Origin of the sequence: Rufibacter latericius (genome assembly GCF_003721515.1) — a bacterium.
Classification (GTDB): Bacteria; Bacteroidota; Bacteroidia; order Cytophagales; family Hymenobacteraceae; genus Nibribacter; species Nibribacter latericius.
The window spans coordinates 517,763-536,355 of the sequence record NZ_RJJD01000001.1 but is presented as its reverse complement, the minus strand read 5'-3'; the positions used below and the strand labels follow the sequence as shown (position 1 = coordinate 536,355).

General features: G+C 52.8%; 17 protein-coding genes. 11 read left to right on the top strand and 6 right to left on the bottom strand.

Going from position 1 to position 18,593, the window contains the following annotated elements; translation table 11 throughout:
- Positions 1-3: 3 nt before the first annotated feature.
- From EFB08_RS02150 to EFB08_RS02120, 7 genes are all read left to right on the top strand, one after another.
- Entirely contained in the window at positions 4-2,439 is a 2,436-nt protein-coding gene (locus EFB08_RS02150) for a carboxypeptidase-like regulatory domain-containing protein (protein WP_123125254.1), read from the top strand.
- Between the two features lie 133 nt (positions 2,440-2,572).
- Positions 2,573-3,106, top strand: a complete 534-nt coding sequence (locus EFB08_RS02145; RefSeq protein ID WP_123125253.1) for a gamma carbonic anhydrase family protein — start codon at positions 2,573-2,575, stop codon at positions 3,104-3,106.
- Positions 3,107-3,186: 80 nt separating this feature from the next.
- Positions 3,187-3,582, top strand: a complete 396-nt coding sequence (locus tag EFB08_RS02140) for a nuclear transport factor 2 family protein (protein ID WP_123125252.1) — start codon at positions 3,187-3,189, stop codon at positions 3,580-3,582.
- Between the two features lie 72 nt (positions 3,583-3,654).
- The gene (locus EFB08_RS02135) at positions 3,655-4,383 is read left to right on the top strand and encodes a carbon-nitrogen hydrolase family protein (protein ID WP_123125251.1); all 729 of its coding nucleotides are present in this window, start codon (positions 3,655-3,657) and stop codon (positions 4,381-4,383) included.
- Positions 4,384-4,527: 144 nt separating this feature from the next.
- A complete protein-coding gene (locus EFB08_RS02130) occupies positions 4,528-5,325 on the top strand; it encodes an alpha/beta hydrolase (RefSeq protein ID WP_193553953.1) in 798 nt (265 codons plus the stop codon).
- A 328-nt stretch (positions 5,326-5,653) separates the two neighbouring features.
- A complete protein-coding gene (locus tag EFB08_RS02125; RefSeq protein WP_123125249.1) occupies positions 5,654-6,538 on the top strand; it encodes a glycosyl hydrolase in 885 nt (294 codons plus the stop codon).
- A gap of 280 nt (positions 6,539-6,818) precedes the next feature.
- A complete protein-coding gene (locus tag EFB08_RS02120) occupies positions 6,819-7,754 on the top strand; it encodes a glycosyltransferase family 9 protein (protein ID WP_123125248.1) in 936 nt (311 codons plus the stop codon).
- A 293-nt stretch (positions 7,755-8,047) separates the two neighbouring features.
- Here the strand turns inward: EFB08_RS02120 and EFB08_RS02115 are convergent, their stop codons facing one another.
- Complete coding sequence (locus tag EFB08_RS02115; protein ID WP_123125247.1) at positions 8,048-9,436, bottom strand: Coenzyme F420 hydrogenase/dehydrogenase, beta subunit C-terminal domain; 1,389 nt, start codon at positions 9,434-9,436, stop codon at positions 8,048-8,050.
- Positions 9,433-10,545 carry a polysaccharide pyruvyl transferase family protein gene (locus tag EFB08_RS02110; RefSeq protein WP_123125246.1) on the bottom strand — a complete coding sequence of 371 codons (1,113 nt, stop codon included), beginning with the start codon at positions 10,543-10,545 and terminating at the stop codon, positions 9,433-9,435. Before EFB08_RS02110 ends, EFB08_RS02115 begins: the two co-directional genes overlap by 4 nt.
- Positions 10,546-10,830: 285 nt before the next feature.
- Here EFB08_RS02110 and EFB08_RS02105 point away from each other — a divergent pair, with 285 nt between their 5' ends.
- The 3 genes from EFB08_RS02105 to EFB08_RS02095 all read left to right on the top strand — a co-directional run bounded on the left by EFB08_RS02105 (position 10,831) and on the right by EFB08_RS02095 (position 13,465).
- Entirely contained in the window at positions 10,831-11,433 is a 603-nt protein-coding gene (locus EFB08_RS02105) for a histidine phosphatase family protein (RefSeq protein WP_123125245.1), read from the top strand.
- A 257-nt stretch (positions 11,434-11,690) separates the two neighbouring features.
- Positions 11,691-13,016, top strand: a complete 1,326-nt coding sequence (locus tag EFB08_RS02100) for an inositol-3-phosphate synthase (protein ID WP_123125244.1) — start codon at positions 11,691-11,693, stop codon at positions 13,014-13,016.
- 164 nt (positions 13,017-13,180) lie between these two features.
- The gene (locus EFB08_RS02095; protein ID WP_123125243.1) at positions 13,181-13,465 is read left to right on the top strand and encodes a hypothetical protein; all 285 of its coding nucleotides are present in this window, start codon (positions 13,181-13,183) and stop codon (positions 13,463-13,465) included.
- 134 nt (positions 13,466-13,599) lie between these two features.
- Here the strand turns inward: EFB08_RS02095 and EFB08_RS02090 are convergent, their stop codons facing one another.
- From EFB08_RS02090 to EFB08_RS02075, 4 genes are all read right to left on the bottom strand, one after another.
- The gene (locus tag EFB08_RS02090; protein ID WP_227006169.1) at positions 13,600-15,066 is read right to left on the bottom strand and encodes a glycoside hydrolase 5 family protein; all 1,467 of its coding nucleotides are present in this window, start codon (positions 15,064-15,066) and stop codon (positions 13,600-13,602) included.
- A 194-nt stretch (positions 15,067-15,260) separates the two neighbouring features.
- Positions 15,261-15,842 carry a Pycsar system effector family protein gene (locus EFB08_RS02085; protein WP_123125242.1) on the bottom strand — a complete coding sequence of 194 codons (582 nt, stop codon included), beginning with the start codon at positions 15,840-15,842 and terminating at the stop codon, positions 15,261-15,263.
- 171 nt (positions 15,843-16,013) lie between these two features.
- Positions 16,014-16,571 (bottom strand): NUDIX hydrolase, encoded by a 558-nt coding sequence (locus EFB08_RS02080; RefSeq protein ID WP_123125241.1) that lies wholly within the window; start codon positions 16,569-16,571, stop codon positions 16,014-16,016.
- A gap of 89 nt (positions 16,572-16,660) precedes the next feature.
- On the bottom strand, positions 16,661-17,476 hold the full coding sequence (locus tag EFB08_RS02075) for a TIGR04290 family methyltransferase (RefSeq protein ID WP_123125240.1): 816 nt from the start codon (positions 17,474-17,476) through the stop codon (positions 16,661-16,663).
- A gap of 253 nt (positions 17,477-17,729) precedes the next feature.
- Between EFB08_RS02075 and EFB08_RS02070 the strand changes: the two genes are divergently transcribed.
- Positions 17,730-18,524, top strand: coding sequence for a polysaccharide deacetylase family protein (locus tag EFB08_RS02070; RefSeq protein ID WP_123125239.1), 795 nt, complete (start codon positions 17,730-17,732; stop codon positions 18,522-18,524).
- Positions 18,525-18,593: the final 69 nt, after the last annotated feature.

The following is an 18,593-nucleotide window of genomic DNA, read 5'->3' as shown; positions in this document are numbered from 1 at the left end:
AGTATGCCTACACGTCACGTCACTAAAAACCGAGGGGAAAAGTCGTTTGCCTTCTTAGGTCTGTTGTTGCTCCTGTTGGTTCCTTTGACCGGATTTACCTTTATGGCAGATTCCTGGAAAACGGCCCTGAAACAAGGATTGGTTCAGCAGGAGAACAAAGAAAAAGAGCAGATCCATGTCCGCTTTTCCCAACCCTACTATGCCAGCGGCGACACCGTGCGGTTCAAAGCATATGTGCTAAATGCCGCCTCATTGCAGCCCACACGGCAAAGCCACGTGTTGGAAGTGGAATTCAGAACCCCGGCTATGGCTACCACGCAACATTTGCGGTTTGCGGTACAGGACGGGATTGCCCTGGGGAGTTTTGTCTTGCCAGATTCGCTTTCCCGTGGGCAGTATGAAGTAGTGGCTTACACGCCCGCCATGCTGGCAGGAGGTAAAAAAGAAGCCTTCCAGCAAAGGCTTCGGGTTTTGGGCCCCGCCACTGACAAATCAAAAGCCGAGGCGACAACTCCGATTTCGGTGACCCTGACTGCTTTCCCTGAGGGCGGAAAATTGGTTTCGCAGGTGCAAAGCCGGGTAGCCATCAAAGCCACCGATCAGTCCGGAATGGGAGTGGCTACCAAAGGCAGGATCATAGGTGCTTCTGGTGCCGCCACGCCTTTCTCTACCAATGAGCGCGGTGAAGGTCTGGTGCTTTTCACACCCCAAGGCAGCGGCGATGGGTACCGGTGGGCGCTGGAAAATACGAGTGCATCGCTGAGCCTGAACGAAGCTAAATTCCCAACGGTAGAAACACAGGGAGTGGGTCTCAGGGTACAAACCGGACCCGATAGTTTGTTGCGCCTGACTTTGTTGCCGAATGCGGCCTGGTTGCAGAAAAGAGGCGATAAACGGGTACAGGTGATGTTCCAAGCCGATGGCAAAACCGTTTTTTCTACAGGTGAGAAACTGAGCAAACCTGAAGGCACCGAAGTAGTGGTACCCCGAGGCAAATTTCCGGCTGGTTTGCTTGCCGTCACTATCGCCAACGCCGATGGTCAGGTAGAGGCGCAGCGGCTCGTGTTGCTGCAACACCCCAACCACCTTCAAATCCAAGTAAAGACAGACCGGATACGTTATGGCCGCCGGGAACCCGTGCGCATCACGGCTTCGGTGATTGATGCCGCTGGTAACCCTGTAGAAGCTTCCCTGTCGTTTGCCGTCCGGACCCGCTCCCAGGCCGATGCTTTACGTGCCTCCTCGCTGGAACAAACCGTACTTGGGCGCGGAGTACCCGCTCTCATTCCGGGCAAATCTGCTTCCCAACTGCTTGATTCTACCCTTGAGTGGTCTCTTCTTACCCAAACTGGCTTGAAAGATTTCCGTTTTGGCCCTGTTTCAGGAAAATCAACCCAAAACGAAGCTGTGGCCTTTGAGGGGCTGCAAATTGAAGGAAGGGTAGTGGATGCCAACGGAGCGCCAATGGAAACCTCCACGGTACTTTTGTACGGAAAGCGAAGCGAAGAACCTATGCTTTTCACGCCAGGGCCAGATGGCCGTTTCTCCTTTCAGTCGCCTGAGTTCGTTCACCCAGACCAGTTCACCTTTGAGGTGTTACGCGGCGGATCAAGGCTTAGAGAGGCAAAACTGGAGTGGATCAACTTGCCCATCTTTGCTGCTGCCAGCCCCTTGCCCCTGCAACTAACCGAAACCGAAGCCCGGTACCTGAAACAAATTGCCCTGCAGCGTCGCTCCAACTCCCTTTTCCATTCTAAGGGCGGCATCATCAAATCTGGGCAGCAAGATTCAGTGGCCGCGTTGCTTTCAGAGTTGGGACGCCCAGATCAGTCCATCGACTTAAGCAAGTACATCACTTTTAAAGACCTGGCGGAAGTAGTCAAGGAAACGCTGCCGCTGGCGAGCGTGGTGGAAACCGATGACGGAAAACAGATCCGGATATTCTCCCCTGAGCGGGTGGGCGCGAAATTCAAGGAGCATCCCCTTTACTTTATAGACGGCGTACCCACCCTCAACAATGATTGGTTGCTGAAACTGCCGGGTAACTCCATCCGGAAAATAGATCTTTTCTATGCCCAGCGGAAACTAAGCAATCTAGGTCTCATTGGAAGGCACGGCGTTTTGTCGGTTACTACCCAGGCCCCGCACCCCGCTCCGAAAGATTTCCAGGACAACCGCACCCTTGGGTGGTCTGGGCTAGCCCCGGTTCATGCGTTCAACACTCCGTCGTATGAGTACACGGTCCCAAAACCAGCCCCAGATTTCAGGAACCTGCTTTTCTGGGCTCCGCAAATCCTTACTGATGCCAAAGGCAACGGATCGGTTACGTTCTATACCTCAGACGACGTTGGCGATTTTGAGGTAGAGGTGGAGGCGTACAGTAAAAGTGGGTTGCTGGGATCTCAGTTCTACCGGTTTTCTGTCGTGCCGAACCTGTAACCGGCCGTATAGGTTAGAAAAGGTTCTTTAATAGGTATAGGAACGTCAGGTGTGAAAAGCTTATTTAGGGGAGATTTCCGGGATGAAGCCTTCCGAGTGACTGACAATTCGATTTGATAAATTAAAAAATAGTATGGCACTTATTTTACCGGTTAAAGGCATTCTCCCGGTCATGGGCGAAGGTTGTTTTCTGGCTCCTAACGCCACTGTGGTGGGCGACGTGGTGCTGGGCGAACAGTGCACCGTCTGGTTCAACGCCGTGGTTCGCGGCGACGTGAACAGCATCCGCATTGGGCGGAAGACCAACATCCAGGATGGGGCCGTGATCCATTGCACCTACCTGAAAAACGCCACCGTCATCGGGAACAACGTGAGCATCGGGCATAACGCGCTGGTGCACGGCTGCACCGTAGAAGACAACGTGCTCATTGGCATGGGCTCCATTGTCATGGACCGGGCGGTGGTGCAGGAGCACTGCATCATTGCCGCCGGTGCGGTTGTGCTGGAAGGAACCATCTGCGAACGGGGCTCTATTTACGCCGGGGTTCCGGCCAAGAAAGTAAAGGAGCTCACCCCGGAACAAATCTCCGCCATGGCCCAAACCGCCAACAATTATGTGCTCTACGCCAGCTGGTTCCAGGAAGAGGTAAAAGAGGTAGGTTCCTGATTCTGGCTTGGTTTTCAGAAACAGGCAGGAAAACATCCTGAATCCGGAGGTAGGAGCAAAGCCAATGCATTAAACCCTAAATGAAAATATCTGTGGAAGAAACCGAAAGAGAAAATGTAATTCAGCATTACCTGGAAGGGTACAATACCTTTGACATCCCCAAAATGGTGGCGCATTTTGACGAGGCCATAGTCTTTGAAAATGTGTCTAACGGTGAGGTAAACCTAAAGTTGGAAGGCTTGGCAGATTTCATAAAACAAGCAGAACAAGCCAAAGCCTATTTCACAACCCGCACCCAAACGGTGAAGTCTTTCAAACACCAGGAAAACCAGACCGAAATCATCCTGGATTATGAAGCGGTTTTAGCGGTAGATTTACCAAACGGGCTTAAAAAGGGAGAAAAACTGCAATTGCAGGGAAAGTCTATTTTTACTTTCTCATCCGGTAAAATCGCCAAGTTAACAGACATCAGCTAAAGGCGGAGACAGTCAACCGAAGGCCTGTTTCGTGCACATCCGGTGCTGTAAATCAAATAAGACTTCAACGATATGAAAATAGGGGTAGCGCAGAACAGACCTGTAGCCGGTGATATTGAACAAAATCTGGAAGGGCACCGGAGACTAATTGACCTGGCGGTGACCAATGCGGCAGACATGGTTATTTTTCCGGAACTCTCCCTGACCGGGTATGAACCTAGTCTCGCGCAGGAGCTGGCAACCCATCCGGAGGATCCCCGCTTGGACGCTTTCCAGGAAATGAGTGACACCCACCAGATCATCATCGGGGTAGGAGTGCCTACCAAACAAGAAGCGGGCACCTGCATCAGCTTGATTCTTTTGAAACCTTATCAGGAAAAGCAAATCTACTCTAAACAATACCTGCACGCAGACGAAGAGCCGTACTTTGTGGCCGGGCAAAACGCCACTGGTTTCATTGGGGAAGACAATCGCATTGCTTTGGCTATCTGTTATGAACTCTCAGTGCCCGAACATGCCCAACACGCCTTTACCAGTGGGGCAGAGATGTACCTGGCCAGCGTGGTGAAATCTGTGAGGGGGATAGACAAGGCCTGGCAGCGTCTGTCGGACATCGCGGAGCATTTTGGCATGACCGTTCTAATGGCAAACTCCGTGGGCCTGGCTGACGGAGAAGAATGTGCGGGCAAATCTGCGATCTGGGACAACCAAGGCAATCTGCTGGGGCAGTTGAATGACACTCAGGAAGGAATCCTTCTGTTGGATACTGTCACCCAGGAAGTAACTTCTATTACTCTTTAAAACACCGGTTTGGCCCAGCTTGCCCCGCGTCACTTTCTGCTGGTTTTTACATCAAAGCTCCCCTGCATGCGTACCTAAGGAAATGTTTCTTTCCGGAACCGGAAAGTAGTCTGGACTTCTCCTCTTTAGCTTGCGGCAACCATCATGCGGATACTCCTTTCTTTCCTTAAAATAGGGCTCCTGTTGTATGTGGCGGTCTGTGCGGTGTTGTATTTCCTGCAAGAGAAACTCATCTTCTTCCCTGAGAAACTAAGCCCGGGATTCAAGTTCCGGTTTCCGCAGACTTTTCAGGAAATCAGCCTCCAAACGCCAGATCAGGTGCAACTTCATGGGGTGTTGTTTAAGGCAAACCAACCTCAGGGTGTGATTCTGTACTTGCATGGCAACGCCGGTTCGGTGCACTCCTGGGGGGATGTGGCTCCCATCTATACCAATTTGGGCTATGACGTTTTCCTGCTGGATTATAGAGGATACGGCAAAAGCGAAGGAAGAATAAGCAGTCAGCGGCAGATTTACCAAGACGTTCAGGTAGCCTATGATTTCCTAAAGGCGCGCTACGCCGAGCAGGACATTGTGGTGCTGGGCTATTCCATCGGGACGGGGCCGGCCACTAAGCTTGCGGCGGAGAACAAGCCCCGGCTCCTGATTTTGCAGGCACCCTATTACAGCCTGACGGATCTTATGCGGCATTATTTTCCCTTCGTTCCACCTTTGATCCTGAAATACAAGTTTGAGACCTACAAGTTCCTTCCGAAATGTACCATGCCCGTGGTACTTTTTCACGGGGAACAGGACGAGATCATCTATTACGGTTCTTCGCTCAGATTGAGTCAATTGTTCAAAGACACAGACACCCTGATCACCCTGAAAGGGCAAACCCACAACGGCATGAGCAGCAATCCGGCGTATTTAACCCAGCTGCAAAGGGTTCTCCAGAGATAAAAAGCGCAAGACTTTTCCAAGTTGCCAACTCCATAAATATCGTAAATTTTCAATATACCTGTAACGGACGGGACAGATGTGCGTAGTAGGCATTGATTCAGGCGAGGAATGTAGATGCTGTGTACAACCTAAGCTTTAAACAACGGTAAACGGCTAAAGGCACCAGATTCCTGCCAGTAACTGATTGGTTAAGTTCAGCCTCATGCACCTCCGGGAAACCTGAAGGGGCAGAGTAGTCCCGAGGAAAGGAATTTGCCAGTACCTACCGCATCCCTACGCCTGACCGCGTGCCGCTTGCCCGGCGAAAAGAAATGCTAAGAAACAAACCATGATAGAAGCAGTTAAATTCTGGAACGAACCGAACAACAAATCGCACTGGGCTTTTGAGATTGACCCTGAGTGGCGCATTTTCTCTGAGATGGTAAAACAGGCCGCCCAAGCCGTGAAAGCCGAGAGGCCCGATGTCCTCAGGGTGCTGGGAGGCATCTCGCCCATTGATCCACACTTTATCAACAAGCTCAAGGAACAGGGAACCCTGGATGATCTAAATGCCGTGGCCGTGCATGGTTTTCCGCTGGACTGGAACCTATGGAGCATCCATGAGTGGCCAAGCAAGATCGCTGAGATTGAAGCCGTGACTAACCTTCCCGTGTGGGTGACCGAGGTGGGGATTTCCTCTTTCGGGGCCGAGGAAGTGCAGGAGTTCGGTCTCCAGAAAACCGCCGAGTTGCTGATGGGCCGCGTGGACCGCATTTTCTGGTACAGCCTCTATGACTTGCCGCAGGCCTGGGAAGCCACCACGCGGCACCGCGAAGCCGAAGGTTCTTCGTATTACCGCCATTTCCACATGGGTTTGCTGCGCGAAGACGGAACACCCAAACTCTCGCATAAATTCTTCGCTGATTATACCCCCGAAATGGGCATTTGCCAGTGGTTCCACTTCGAAGACCACCGCCTGGACGATGCCGTTCGGCACCTCAAGAACCTGGGCGTGAAAAAACTGCGCACCGGCCTAAGCTGGGCCGATTGGCTCCGCCCCGATGCCGAAAAATGGTTTGACCGTGTGATGCTGGCCTTGGATGATTTCGATGTGACCGCTACTTTCTGCTTTACCCCAGAAGCCAAAGGCATTCAGCCGCACCACACCAGCCCACCCCAAAACGTAGAAGAGTTCGCCGATTTCTGCGCGCTCATGATGCGCCGCTACGCCTAGTCTTTTTACAGCGCCAACATGCATCTCTGTTTCTGGCCCGTTTTCCCTAAAACAAGTCTAAACAGAGATGCTTCTTTCCAAGAATCAAAGCCACCTTTCCTGGAGTTTCTATGGTGCTGATTTACTTCAGGGTCCTATCAACTTGCAGGAAGTCGCGGATTAATCCTTGCCACAAAGGCGTCAGCAAACTCCTTTCCTGAGCAATGCCGCTTTAAGGCCATTTTCTGAAAAGAAACCCTGAAAAGGAAAAGTTCTTCCACCCAAACCATCAAACCATTCTATGAGCCAGGAAACACAGGAAGAAACCACCGATGTCTGGATGCTGAACATGCGCCGGGGTACCTTTGAAGAGGCCTGGAAACACAGTGATGCCGTGTTAAAGGAACGCGCCGGAAAACCTTGCTGGCACTGGCCCAGGCACTTCCAATACATCTGGGACGGCTCTTCCCTGGAAGGCAAACGCGTGCTGGTGCGCTGCTACCACGGCCTGGGGGATACCATCCAGTTCATTCGGTTCGCGCCCCTCATCAAAGCCATCGCCCAAGAAGTCATCGTGTGGGCCCAGGTCCCGCTCATTCCGCTACTGGAAACCGTGGCCGGCATTGACCAATTGCTGCCCCTGCACGACGGCACTCCCGACGCAGAGTACGATGTGGATGTGGAGGTTATGGAACTGCCCCATATCTTTCGGACTACCGTGAAGACCATTCCTTCCCAAATCCCTTACCTTCAGGTAGAGCCACTGCCGTTGGGGGGAGCAAAGGAGATACTAAACATAGGCCTGGTCTGGAAACCCGGAGATTGGGCACCCCATCGGTCTATTCCGTTTGATCTTCTGCTGCCCTTGGCACAGGTACGCGGCATCAACCTCTACATCCTTCAGGCCGATGCTTCAAACTCCGGTTGGCAGGAAGGTTTCGGTATTCATCCCGGCGAATTCAGCCTCTATGATTTTGCCCGCGTGATCAAAGGCCTGGATCTCTTGATTACCGTTGATTCCATGCCCGCCCACTTAGCCGGAGCCCTCAACATCCCCGTCTGGACCCTGCTGCACGCCCAAGCCGATTGGCGCTGGATGGATGACCGCCTAGACAGCCCCTGGTACCCTTCCATGCGCCTTTTCCGGCAAGAAGTAGCAGATGATTGGGAGGGGCTCATCAAACGGGTAGTCGCCGAGTTGGAGAAGTTTAAATTACAAGTTCAGATAGAGAGGTAAGAAGAAGAGCTGAGTGCCTTGGTTTCACAGGACTTTCCTTGACGACATTGCTTTTTTGTTCTTCCAACCTTTTTTGTCATCCTGATCTCTTTTTTGTCATCCTGAAAGGATCTTGTGGGCGAACTAGGATAGCGTTACTGAAGAGCCATTCTAGTTTGCCCACAAGATCTTTCCGAAATGACAGGGGAGGAAGAAAAGCCAGAGCAAGGAAGCTGCTTGATAAAAAACCGTTTCTGATTTAGGCCCATTTTCAAGAAAACAATAAAAAAGCGGAGGGGAAACCCTCCGCTTTTTTATTGGCCTTTCAAGTCAGTGAAGCGTTTCTTTATTTCCTTGAAATTTCCCTGGTGGTAGGCAAAGCCGTGGTAGGCGGCCAGGGCCATGCGGGCCCAGTTGATGTAGAGTTTGGGTGCTTCTAGCTTTCGGGCCAGTTTAAACATCTTATGGCTACCCGCGGAGATGTGATAGCGCATCCGGTAAATCAGTTTACGCTGGCGGGTGGGCGTTTTGTCATCGGGTGCGACGCGCTTGCACGGGGTGACGCCGCTACGGCTCCAGGTAAGGCGGTAAGCCAGGCCTTCGCGGCGTTGGCGGAAACCTGCGGCTTGCGTCTGCTCCACAAACTTGGCATCAACTTCTTCTAACTGCAGGCGACCTTCCTGGATGGCATTTGTGACCAAGGTGTTTACCAGAGGCGAACGGACCACCACCACGTTGGTGCCTCGGCCATCTGAGGAATAAGGTTCAACCCAGGCATCGCCGAAGGAGATATCCGATGTTTCAGCTACTACATCGTCACAGAAATTACAGGCCGAGTTCATGTAGAAACCCGCGCCCCAGTCTCCGTCGGCCAGGTGCCACCAGTCGCGGTTCACAGTTTGGCCGTCGCGTAGGGTGAGTTTGGCGTTGTACCAGTTGGCCGGACGGTTAGGGTCTTTCTGGCGGTAATCTACCTTTTCTACCTGGTCTACCGGCACGTTCAACTGCCAGGCGAAACTCTCCACAAAACGGGCACTTTTCATATGGCCGCAGAAAAGGCCGAGGGTGTAGGGAATACGCTCCCAGATGACCGGGTCTTCTTCGCGCAGCAACTGAACGGCCTTGATAAAGCACGGAATGCCCACCACCGCATAGCGGCCCGGGACCTCTTTCACCAGCGCCAGCACCTCAGACAACTCAATGGGATAATAGCGCGACTTGGCGCCTTCGCGGACTTCGGCCTCTGTACGGGCGATGCGGTACCTGAAATAGCGTCCGTCTTCCTGTGGGTCTTTCGTGGCGATGACGTGGGCCACGCCGTCAACTAAACCCTGGCGCATGAGTTCTGTGGCAACCCAGGTGACCATGCCGCCCGAACTGCCCTGCATCCGGAAATCCTCCTCAGCCACATGGCCTACGTACGCCGCCTGGAAGCGCCCTAAAGCAGCATCCGTTACAGGAGCAGTTGGGTACAGGTTGGCTGCCAAATAGTCTTCGTTTTTAGCCTTCGGCGAGAACGGGCAGGTTCTGGAAAAGCTCTCTGATTTGGTTTTAAACCATTGCGGGTCTCCCTGGGGCTTCAACTGGCCATACCCGTCAAAGTCCATGCGCGTGTCCTGCCGGTTAGCTTGGGCCACGCAGCTGCCGCAACCTATGCACAAACCAGAATGGACAATATCACGGGGGCTTACTAATTCCTTCATACTGCGGGTACTTGATGTAACACCAGGGCGCGGTCTAAATAGGCATCTGAGGTTTTCCGGAGCTGCTCAATCTTCTGCAGGATGCCCGGGTTCAAAGGATCGCTCAAAAGGGTTTGGTACACCTCAGATGGAGTGCCCTCTGGAAGCAGATGGTTTTCGCCACCAATCTTAGACATGAGCCCTTGCAGTTTATGCCGCCGGTAGGGCGATGACTCACACACAAACGGTTTGGCGTTGCGCAAAGCAAACACGCAACCATGGAAGAAGTTGGTAGCCACGGCTTCGGCTTTTGCCATGAAATGGGCAAAGTCATGCGGATCTGTGGTGATCCATTGTTCGTCGGCGAAGTCGTTGCGGTACCCGATGCTGATGAGCGGCAGGTTTTTGCTGTCAGCGTACTTTCTGATCTCGCGGGCGAAGTCTTCGGTGAAGTTGTGGCCGTACACAGCTATGTACGGTTTCTGTAATGGCTCTAGGTCGCGATCCTCAGGGGTGATGGGGAACTGCAGGCAAGGGTCCAGTACCATTTCGGGCTCGAACCCGAGGGCGTTCTTGATAATAGTCTGCGAGTTGGCGTCGCGCACCGAGATAGACTCAAAGTTGTTCCGAAGTTTATCGGCCCAGGCTTCCTCCAAGCCCCAGGAAGCATCATAGTTCCCAAAACTGGCCGCGTAGGAAATCAGGCGGTCGGCTTTCACGCCATCGCCGTAGAAAATGGGACAACGGCCGTACCACGGGTGCGACAGGTTCCAAACCTCGTCGCTGCCCACTACCACCACATCGTAGTCTTCCATCTCTGCGGGGTTGTCTAACTGAAAACGCGGCGAAAGCGGCAGGGTGTCAAACACCTGAAAGAACTTCCTGATTTTCTCGCGGTACAAGGGCCGGTCTGAGACCGGAACCGGTGTGGGAAGCACTGGCTGAAACGCGCATTTCCACTCCACCAGATTCACCCTTCGCGAGTCATGGTCCAGGATCACGGCCTCGTGGCCGCGCGCCTGCAAGCCCTCGGCCAGGCAACGCGCCTGCCAGTAACTTCCAAAATTGATGCAGCGGTGAAAGGTGAGGACCCCAATTTTTAAAGCGGATTTATCTGTATTTTTCTCCAATGTTTTTCTAAAAATAGGTTTAAAAACTCAACCCAAGAGGGCGGTTAGAAAAGGGAAAGCAAGCGCAGGTTGGCTGCTGATTCATGCCAACGGGTTCTGTTCTGTTTAGGTTATACCCTGTTTCAGGAAAAATGCCCTTAAAACAGATTTAAAGGGGTTGGTCCTGCCGGGGACTGTGATAACGGTTTAGACTCCTGCCCGTTTAAGGACACGGTTTCCTATTTTGTGGGCCGTAGACGCTCCACCAAGATAACAACTCACCCCAAGCTCCGCAACCCCAACCAGATGACCAAACTTTTATTGATCCGCCACGCCACCACAGACTCAGTGGGCAAACGCTTGTCTGGCCGCACGCCGGGTGTGTCCCTGAACGAAGAAGGAAAAGAGCAAGCCCGGCAACTAACCCAGCAGCTTTCCAAAATTCCCCTTGACGCCCTCTACACCAGTCCTCTGGAGCGTACCCTCCAAACCGCCGATTATCTTGCGCAATCCCACGGAATAGAACCTATCATAGACGAGGCTTTTCTGGAACTCAACTTCGGGGAGTGGACCAACCGCACCTTTGAGGAACTCGCCGGAGACCCTGATTTCCAGCGGTTCAATACTTTCCGGAGCTGTACCCGCGTTCCCGGGGGCGAGATGATGCTGGAGGCGCAGGCCCGTTTTATGGCCGGTTTGCAGAAACTGTGCGCAAAACATCCGCACGAAACGGTGGCGGTGGTAAGCCATTCAGACCTGATCAAAGCCGCCGTGGCCTACTACGCGGGCATTCCGCTGGATATGTTCCAACGTCTGGAAATCAGCCCGGCATCGGTGACCATTATTGAAGTATACGAAGAAACCGCTCGGATTCTGCTAATAAATTCAACCGGAGAACTAAAACCTTAGACCCCTAAATGGAGTAATGCGGGTTAGCAGCAGAATACCTACCTTCTTTTCCAATGCCGAAGTTAGGTCTGTTTTCATGCCATTTTATAGAAAAGGAGGCTAAAACAGAAGCCTCGGGCTAGTTGGCTTTTATTACATGCTTTGTTTTTGACGCTTCCTCAGAAATACCTTTCTTACCTCTCAAATACTTAATAGAAGCCCGGAAAGGGCTCTATAAGCCTTACTAAACTCTTTACTTACCCATAAACTCGTGTTACATGCATAATGCCGTTGAAAAAGCAGAAGGAAAACTAGGTTTGTTGATGCCCGGACTAGGGGCTGTGGCCACCACCCTGATTGCCGGGGTTGAAGCCGTGAAAAAGGATCTGGCCCAACCGGTAGGTGCCCTTACCCAAATGGGAAGCATCCGGTTAGGAAAAAGAACCGAGAACCGGCATCCTAAGATCAAAGACTTTGTTCCTCTGGCTAATCTGAATGATATTGTTTTCGGGGGATGGGATGTGTACGCAGACAACGTGTTTGAGGCAGCCATGAACGCCAAGGTGCTGGAGCCCATGATGCTGCACGCCGTGAAAGCCGAGCTGGAAGCCATTAAGCCCATGAAAGCGGTCTTTGACCGATCTTACATCGCCAACCTGGACGGTACCCACGTGAAAGAGGGCGCTGACAAGATGGAACTGGCCCAGGCCCTGATGGAAGACATCGAGAATTTCAAGGAAGCCAACGACTGTGCCCGCCTGGTGATGGTGTGGTGCGGCTCTACGGAGAAATACATTGAGGAATCTGAGGTACACCAAACCATTGCCGCTTTTGAGGAAGGTCTGCGCAACAACGATCCGGCCATTGCGCCCAGCATGATCTACGCCTACGCCGCCATCAAACTGGGCGTGCCGTTCATGAACGGAGCCCCTAACCTAACCTGCGACATCCCGGCCCTGATTGAACTTGCCAAACAAACCGAAACCCCCATCGGCGGGAAAGACTTCAAGACTGGCCAGACCTTGATGAAGACCATCCTGGCCCCTGGTTTGCACGCCAGAGCTTTGGGCGTGAAAGGCTGGTTCTCCTCCAACATCCTGGGCAACCGCGACGGCTACGTGCTGGATGCGCCCGAGAATTTCAAGACCAAGGAGGTATCCAAACTGAGCGTGCTGGACGAGATCTTCAAGCCCGAGGATAACCCTGAGTTATATGGCGATCTTTACCACAAAGTGCGCATCAACTACTACCCACCGCACGGCGACAACAAAGAAAGCTGGGACAACATTGACATCTTCGGATGGTTGGGTTACCAGATGCAGATCAAAATTAACTTCCTGTGCCGCGACTCTATCTTGGCTGCCCCGCTGGTACTGGATTTAGCCTTGTTCAGTGACCTGGCGAAAAGAGCCGGCATGTCGGGCATCCAGGAGTGGCTGAGCTTCTACTTCAAATCCCCGCAAACCGCCGAGGGCCTGGCTCCGGAGCATGACATCTTCAAGCAGCTCATGAAACTGCAGAATACCCTGCGCCACATGATGGGCGAAGACCTCATCACCCACCTGGGCATGGATTACTACCAGGACATGATCGAAGCCATGTAACAGCACCTACGTTTTACGTAGCCCAATAAAACGTCCCTTGTTTCTAAGCCGATTTTCTAAATTAGGCTTAAAAACAAGGGACGTCTGCTTTCTGGAAACAGGCAAGAGCTTCTTACCAATACGAAAGCAGACAATCAGTCCATTAACCTGTATTTAGAACAATCATGGATTTTGCAGCCTTCCAGAAAAGCATCTCCTCGCAAACACCTCCGCCCGGCGCCTCGGTGTACTTACAGGCCTTGTGGCATGATGCTCACGGAAACTGGGAGAAAGGCCACGAACTCATCCAGGATGTTCCTGACCAAAACGCCGCCTGGATTCATGCCTATTTCCACCGAAAAGAAGGTGACCTCTGGAATGCAGATTACTGGTACAAGCGAGCCGGCAAAACCAGGCCGTCTGGTACTTTACAAGAGGAGTGGGAGCAATTGGTGAAGGCGTTTTTGTAAGGTAAAAGGTAGCCTTTTACTTACTTGTAATAATTACTAACACGCGTATCATCCCCCTTTGAAGGGGGACGGAATGCGTGACATGGTTGATGAAAAAAGGTGTAATGGTTCTGGCTTGTATTTCAGGTTTTACCTCAAGAAACTTTCATCACCGCTACCGCAACATCCGTGCGTACTTCCGGTACGGTGAAGCTACAATTACCATCCTTGACTTCCACCCTAAACTGCTCCCGCACGGCACCTTCTGATGTGTTCCAGGTGGTGATCTGGTAAAGGCCATTCTGTAATCCCGGGATTTGTATCTCCACGGAGAGGGGAGAGGCCTCAGGGTTCATCAGGCGTTTGCGCTGGTAGAGTGCGTCCTGGCGCAGAAGCCAGACCACTGCCTGCTGGTCATCGGCGCAGCCAAATACCGCGAATGCTGCTTTTGAAATCTTGATCTCCTGGTTCAGGTTCTTCCGTTTGAAAGTAGCCCAGTTGACCAGGTCCAGGAAGCCAGTCATGTTCTTTTGGGCCACGCGCATGCCCGGCGTAAGGGTGTGCGGGTGCCGGTTGGGCCAGCGCATGCCTCCGCCTGCCGCTCCCGAGGCCAAATGCGCCCATTGGATGTGCCGGAAATACTCATCATCGAACTCGGGGGCCAAGGTGTGCTTTTTGTCTTTGAACAGGTGAATGGGGCCGTGCTCAGAGTCAAAGAATGGACGGTTCTCGGGGGCATGTTCCAAGGCTTCGCGCACCAGTTCGCCTACCTTGATGGCTGAGTCTACCGTGTTCTTAGGATAGTCAATGGTTTTGGCATCGTAGAAGTGGGTGCTGGCGAAATCAAGCAAAGGGTGCCGGAAAATGGTATCGGCGGTGTCTGGGTGCGTGTGCAGGATGGGCCCGAAAATAGATACCGTCTGCGGGTGCGAGCGTCCGTAAAGGCGAATCTCCAGGTCGCGTACGTGTTGGCTTAGCTCGGTGGCTACCCGTGAGAAATCGGCGGAGCTGTTGCCCATGTGGGCGGGGTGCATCTCATTCCAGAGGTCCCAGGCGAAAAGCACGCCACTGCCGCCCCAGCGTTCTACCACAAACGTGAGCCGGGCCTTGATGGCCTGCATGGTATCGCGGCATAGGAGCCACTGTCCACGGGAGGCGCAGGGGCCACCAAGTTGTTTGTTGTAAGGATGGTTCTTCCACTTCAGCCACATCCAGAAGGTGTCATAAGGGGTGAGCAGGATGCGCAGGCCGTACTTGGCGCAGAGGGCGAAAAGATCATCCCAGAGTTTGACCATGCTGGGGTTGAACGTGCCGGCCGGTTTCTCAAAATAGCGATGCTTCACCTGGGCGTACTCCAGCATCAGGCGCAGGCAGGTAACGCCATGCTCAGAAACATACGCCAGGTACTCTTCTACCGCGGCCAGGTTCTTGCGCCGGAACAAGCCTTCCAACTCGGGCCAGGTGATGGCATCGTTCTGGCCCACGGGAGTCCAAGGATGCCCGTCTTCGGTGATAAAATAAGGAGCGTCTGGTGCCACTTGAATCCAGGGCAGAGAAGCTGAAATAGGTAATGGTGACTTTTTTGAAACAGGAGCGGGTTTTAAGATGGAGGCGTCGCGCATGTATCTGAGCTTGCTATAGAAGTTTGAATCTAAAAGGCAGTGGCTTTATCTGCCATGGTTTTTTGGTTTGAAAATCTGTTGTAGCCCTTGGAGAAGTTCAGGGGGCAGACAAAGTGGCCTTTGTCCTGCCTAGCCTAAACGTAAAGAATAGGGTAAGGGATGAGGAATAAATACCTGAAATGAAAGGGTTAATTCTAGAAAAAAAGCTGAGTCACCACGAAGGAAAACACCGATACCACAAAGCCCACCATGAAGAAAATGTAGGCGAACCGCAGGCTGGTATATTTCTTCTGCAGCACCAACCCCAGGTAATAGTTGTCTTTGATCATGCTCCCGTACAGGGTTTTAGGACTGGACATCATCTCGTTGATACCCGCCTCGTATTCCAGCAAAGACATACTGTGGAAGTCCCCGAAAAACATGAGGTTGATTTTTTGGGGCGAAGGGTTCTGCACCGGGTTGTCTTTCTTGATGCGGGGCATGGTCACCAAAATAGCCAGCACCATGGTACTCAGGGAAGTGAGCAGAAACAGCATGGCCGGGACTATCAGTTCTGGTTCGGTGTCAAGTTTCCTGAAAAGCACCGAAAGCAGGATGGAGACAATGATGGAATTGATGGTGAGCAGGATATGCGCCTTGTTGTCGGCCATGTCACTGAGCCGCATTTGGTTAGCAGCCGTGATCCGGAACATGGTTTCCACCCCCTTCCTTGATTTTTCGAGCTTGTCTTTTTTCTTCTTTTCTTCTGGGAGTTGACCCTCTTTCACTTCAGCCATTGCGCTGCGGTCTTTTAAGTATCTTGGGGATTCGTAACCAGGGATAGCCGAAGGGGCGTAGTGCCTCCCGCCACGGTTACATTCCCTATACTTAGTTTTGGCTTTGTGGTTGAGGTCTGAATCTAATTTCTTTCTGTTAGCCGTTTCTTAGCCGTTTTCAGGATTTCGGACTTAAAGCGCCTGAAGGTGCCGCAACGCCAGAAAGCACAGCGCTACTGACCCTGACACGCAAATCTCGCCGTTCAGTACTTTGGCTAGCACCTGGTCAAGCGGCACCCTGACTACTTCAATATCCTCGGTCACATCCAGAATCTGGGCCTGTTCTATGCGTACCTTCTGGGCCAGGAACAAGTGAATGCGGTTGGTGTCTTTGGCAGGGTTGTCATGCAACACGGCCAGTTGCACCAAGTCTTGCGTGAGTACGGCACCGGTTTCCTCCAGCAACTCGCGGGTAGCGGCGTCTTCGGCTTTCTCTTCCTTGGGGAAAAACGAACCGGCGGGAAGTTCCAAAAAGATCTTGCCCGCGGCATGCTTGTACTGGCGTACGAAAATGACTTCGTTCTGCTCGGTCACCGGGAAAACGTAGGCGCCATCGGGGCGCTCGCTAACGAAGAAATCGTCTACTACGTGGCCGTTGGGCAGTTCTACCTCATCGCGGCGCAGGGTGTACCACTTGTGTTGGAAAGCAATTTGGGAGCGAAGCAATCGCCAGGGGCGCGGGGTTGACATGGTTTTAAGCTAATTGAAAACAAAGATGCTCGATTTTGGCCTGATTTCCTGAAAAGAGGCCAAAATCGAGCACAAATTACGGGCGGAGGTTACCGGGTGAGGGTACGGTTTTTCCCCTCCACCTTTGCGGCTACGGCTTCTTGCCAGGCCTGTCCCGTCGCTGATAATAGTTCAGAGCTGTTCCAGGTGTGGGTGCTGTTCTGGTTGTTGGGATCTGGTTCGCATACGTAGATTTCATGGTCTGGCTTGCCGGTCACTTTCAGGCCGCAGGAGCGCAGCATGGCCTCAATGCAGGCGTGGTTGGGTGCCCACCAGTTGGTAACGTCGCCGGCCAGTTTGTTTTCAATGAAGGCCATCTTGGGGTAGCCTTCTTCCAGCATCACCTCGCGCTCATTGAATTCAATATCATTCGGGATTTCGGCCACTTCCTCACCCGGCATGGTCAGGGTCTGGAACACCATCAAACGGGTCGTTTTCTGCGACAGGATATCCAAAGAGAGCAGCGGGTAGCGCAGGTGGTACATCACCCCCATGTACCAGATCAAATCGAATTTCTCCTGCAAATGGGCCACATCATAGACCTGCATCTGCCGGAACTCCACCTTGTCATCCAGCCCGAACTGCCGGGCTACCCAGGCGGCCTGTCGAAGGTAATGCGGGTCTACGTCAATGCCCAGCACCGAGGCGCCGCGCTTGGCCAGTTCCATGGTGTAAAACCCGGCGTTGCAGCCCACATCCAGCACGCGCCAGCCGGTCAGGTCCTCCGGAATGTAGTTTTGGATGTGTTTCCACTTAAAGGCTGGGAAATCGCCTAAGCTATGGTTGGGGGCGGTTTGGGTACCGTCTGGAAGGTGCAGGTTATGAAACCAGGGTCCTAGTTGGGCTATTTCCTGAGTTAGATCCATAGGGGGTGTTTGCGTTAGAAAATGAATTCACCCGCTTGTACGGAAAACAGGATAGTAAAAGTTATATGTTTCTGAAACCCGAAGGAGGATGTCTGCCACCCCGCAGCGGGCATAAAGAACCCACCGGAACCAGACCGAAGATTGTTTCAGGGCCGGTTTCTGAAAATCGGACCCCAAATGCCGGAGTTCTTGCCGAGAACCTGTAACTTGAAGCAAACTTGACGTCTATCTAAAAGCTCTCCAGACAACCCACATGATCTTTAAAAGAACCCTCCCGTTCCTGCTCTGCCTGCTGAGCGTCTCTGCGTTCGCCCAGGACTGGAACAAGAAAAAGTGCGCCGTGGTACTGACCTATGACGATGCCCTCAACACGCACCTGGACCAAGTGGTACCGGCCCTCGATTCTGTGAAACTCAAAGGCACCTTCTACCTGACCGCTGCCTCACCCGCGTTCACCAAACGTCTGCCCGAGTGGAAGAAAGCCGCCGCCAATAAGCACGAACTCGCCAACCACACGCTTTTCCACCCCTGTGACGGCAGCCAACCCGGCCGCAGCTTCGTCACCCCCGACTATAACCTCGCCACCTACACCGTTCGCCGCATCACCGATGAAATCAAAATGACCAACGCCGCCTTGGAAGCATTGGACGGTAAAAAAGAGCGCACCTTCGCCTACCCCTGCGGCGACACTCAGGTAGCAGGTGTTTCTTATGTTGACGGCCTGAAAGGAGAACTAGTAGCCGCCCGCGGCGTGCAAGGTGTCTACGTGCCCAACAAGCCCACCACAGACCTGTACAACGTAGGTTCTTTCATGATCAATGGCCAGACCGGCGACCAACTCATTGCCATGGTGAAGAAGGCCATGGAAACCAACAGCATGATCGTATTCCTGTTCCACGGCGTAGGCGGGGAGCACTCCCTGACCGTCTCCCTGGAAGCGCACCGTCAACTTCTGCAGTTCCTGAAGAAGAACGAAAAAGACATCTGGAACACCACCTTCATCGAGGCCGCCAAACACCTGAAGGCGACTGCCTCTGCGAAGAAGTAAGCAGGTTTCTAGTTGTGAAAATCCCCGTTGTTTTCAGGCTGTTTTTAAGAAAACAAGCCGAAAGCAGCG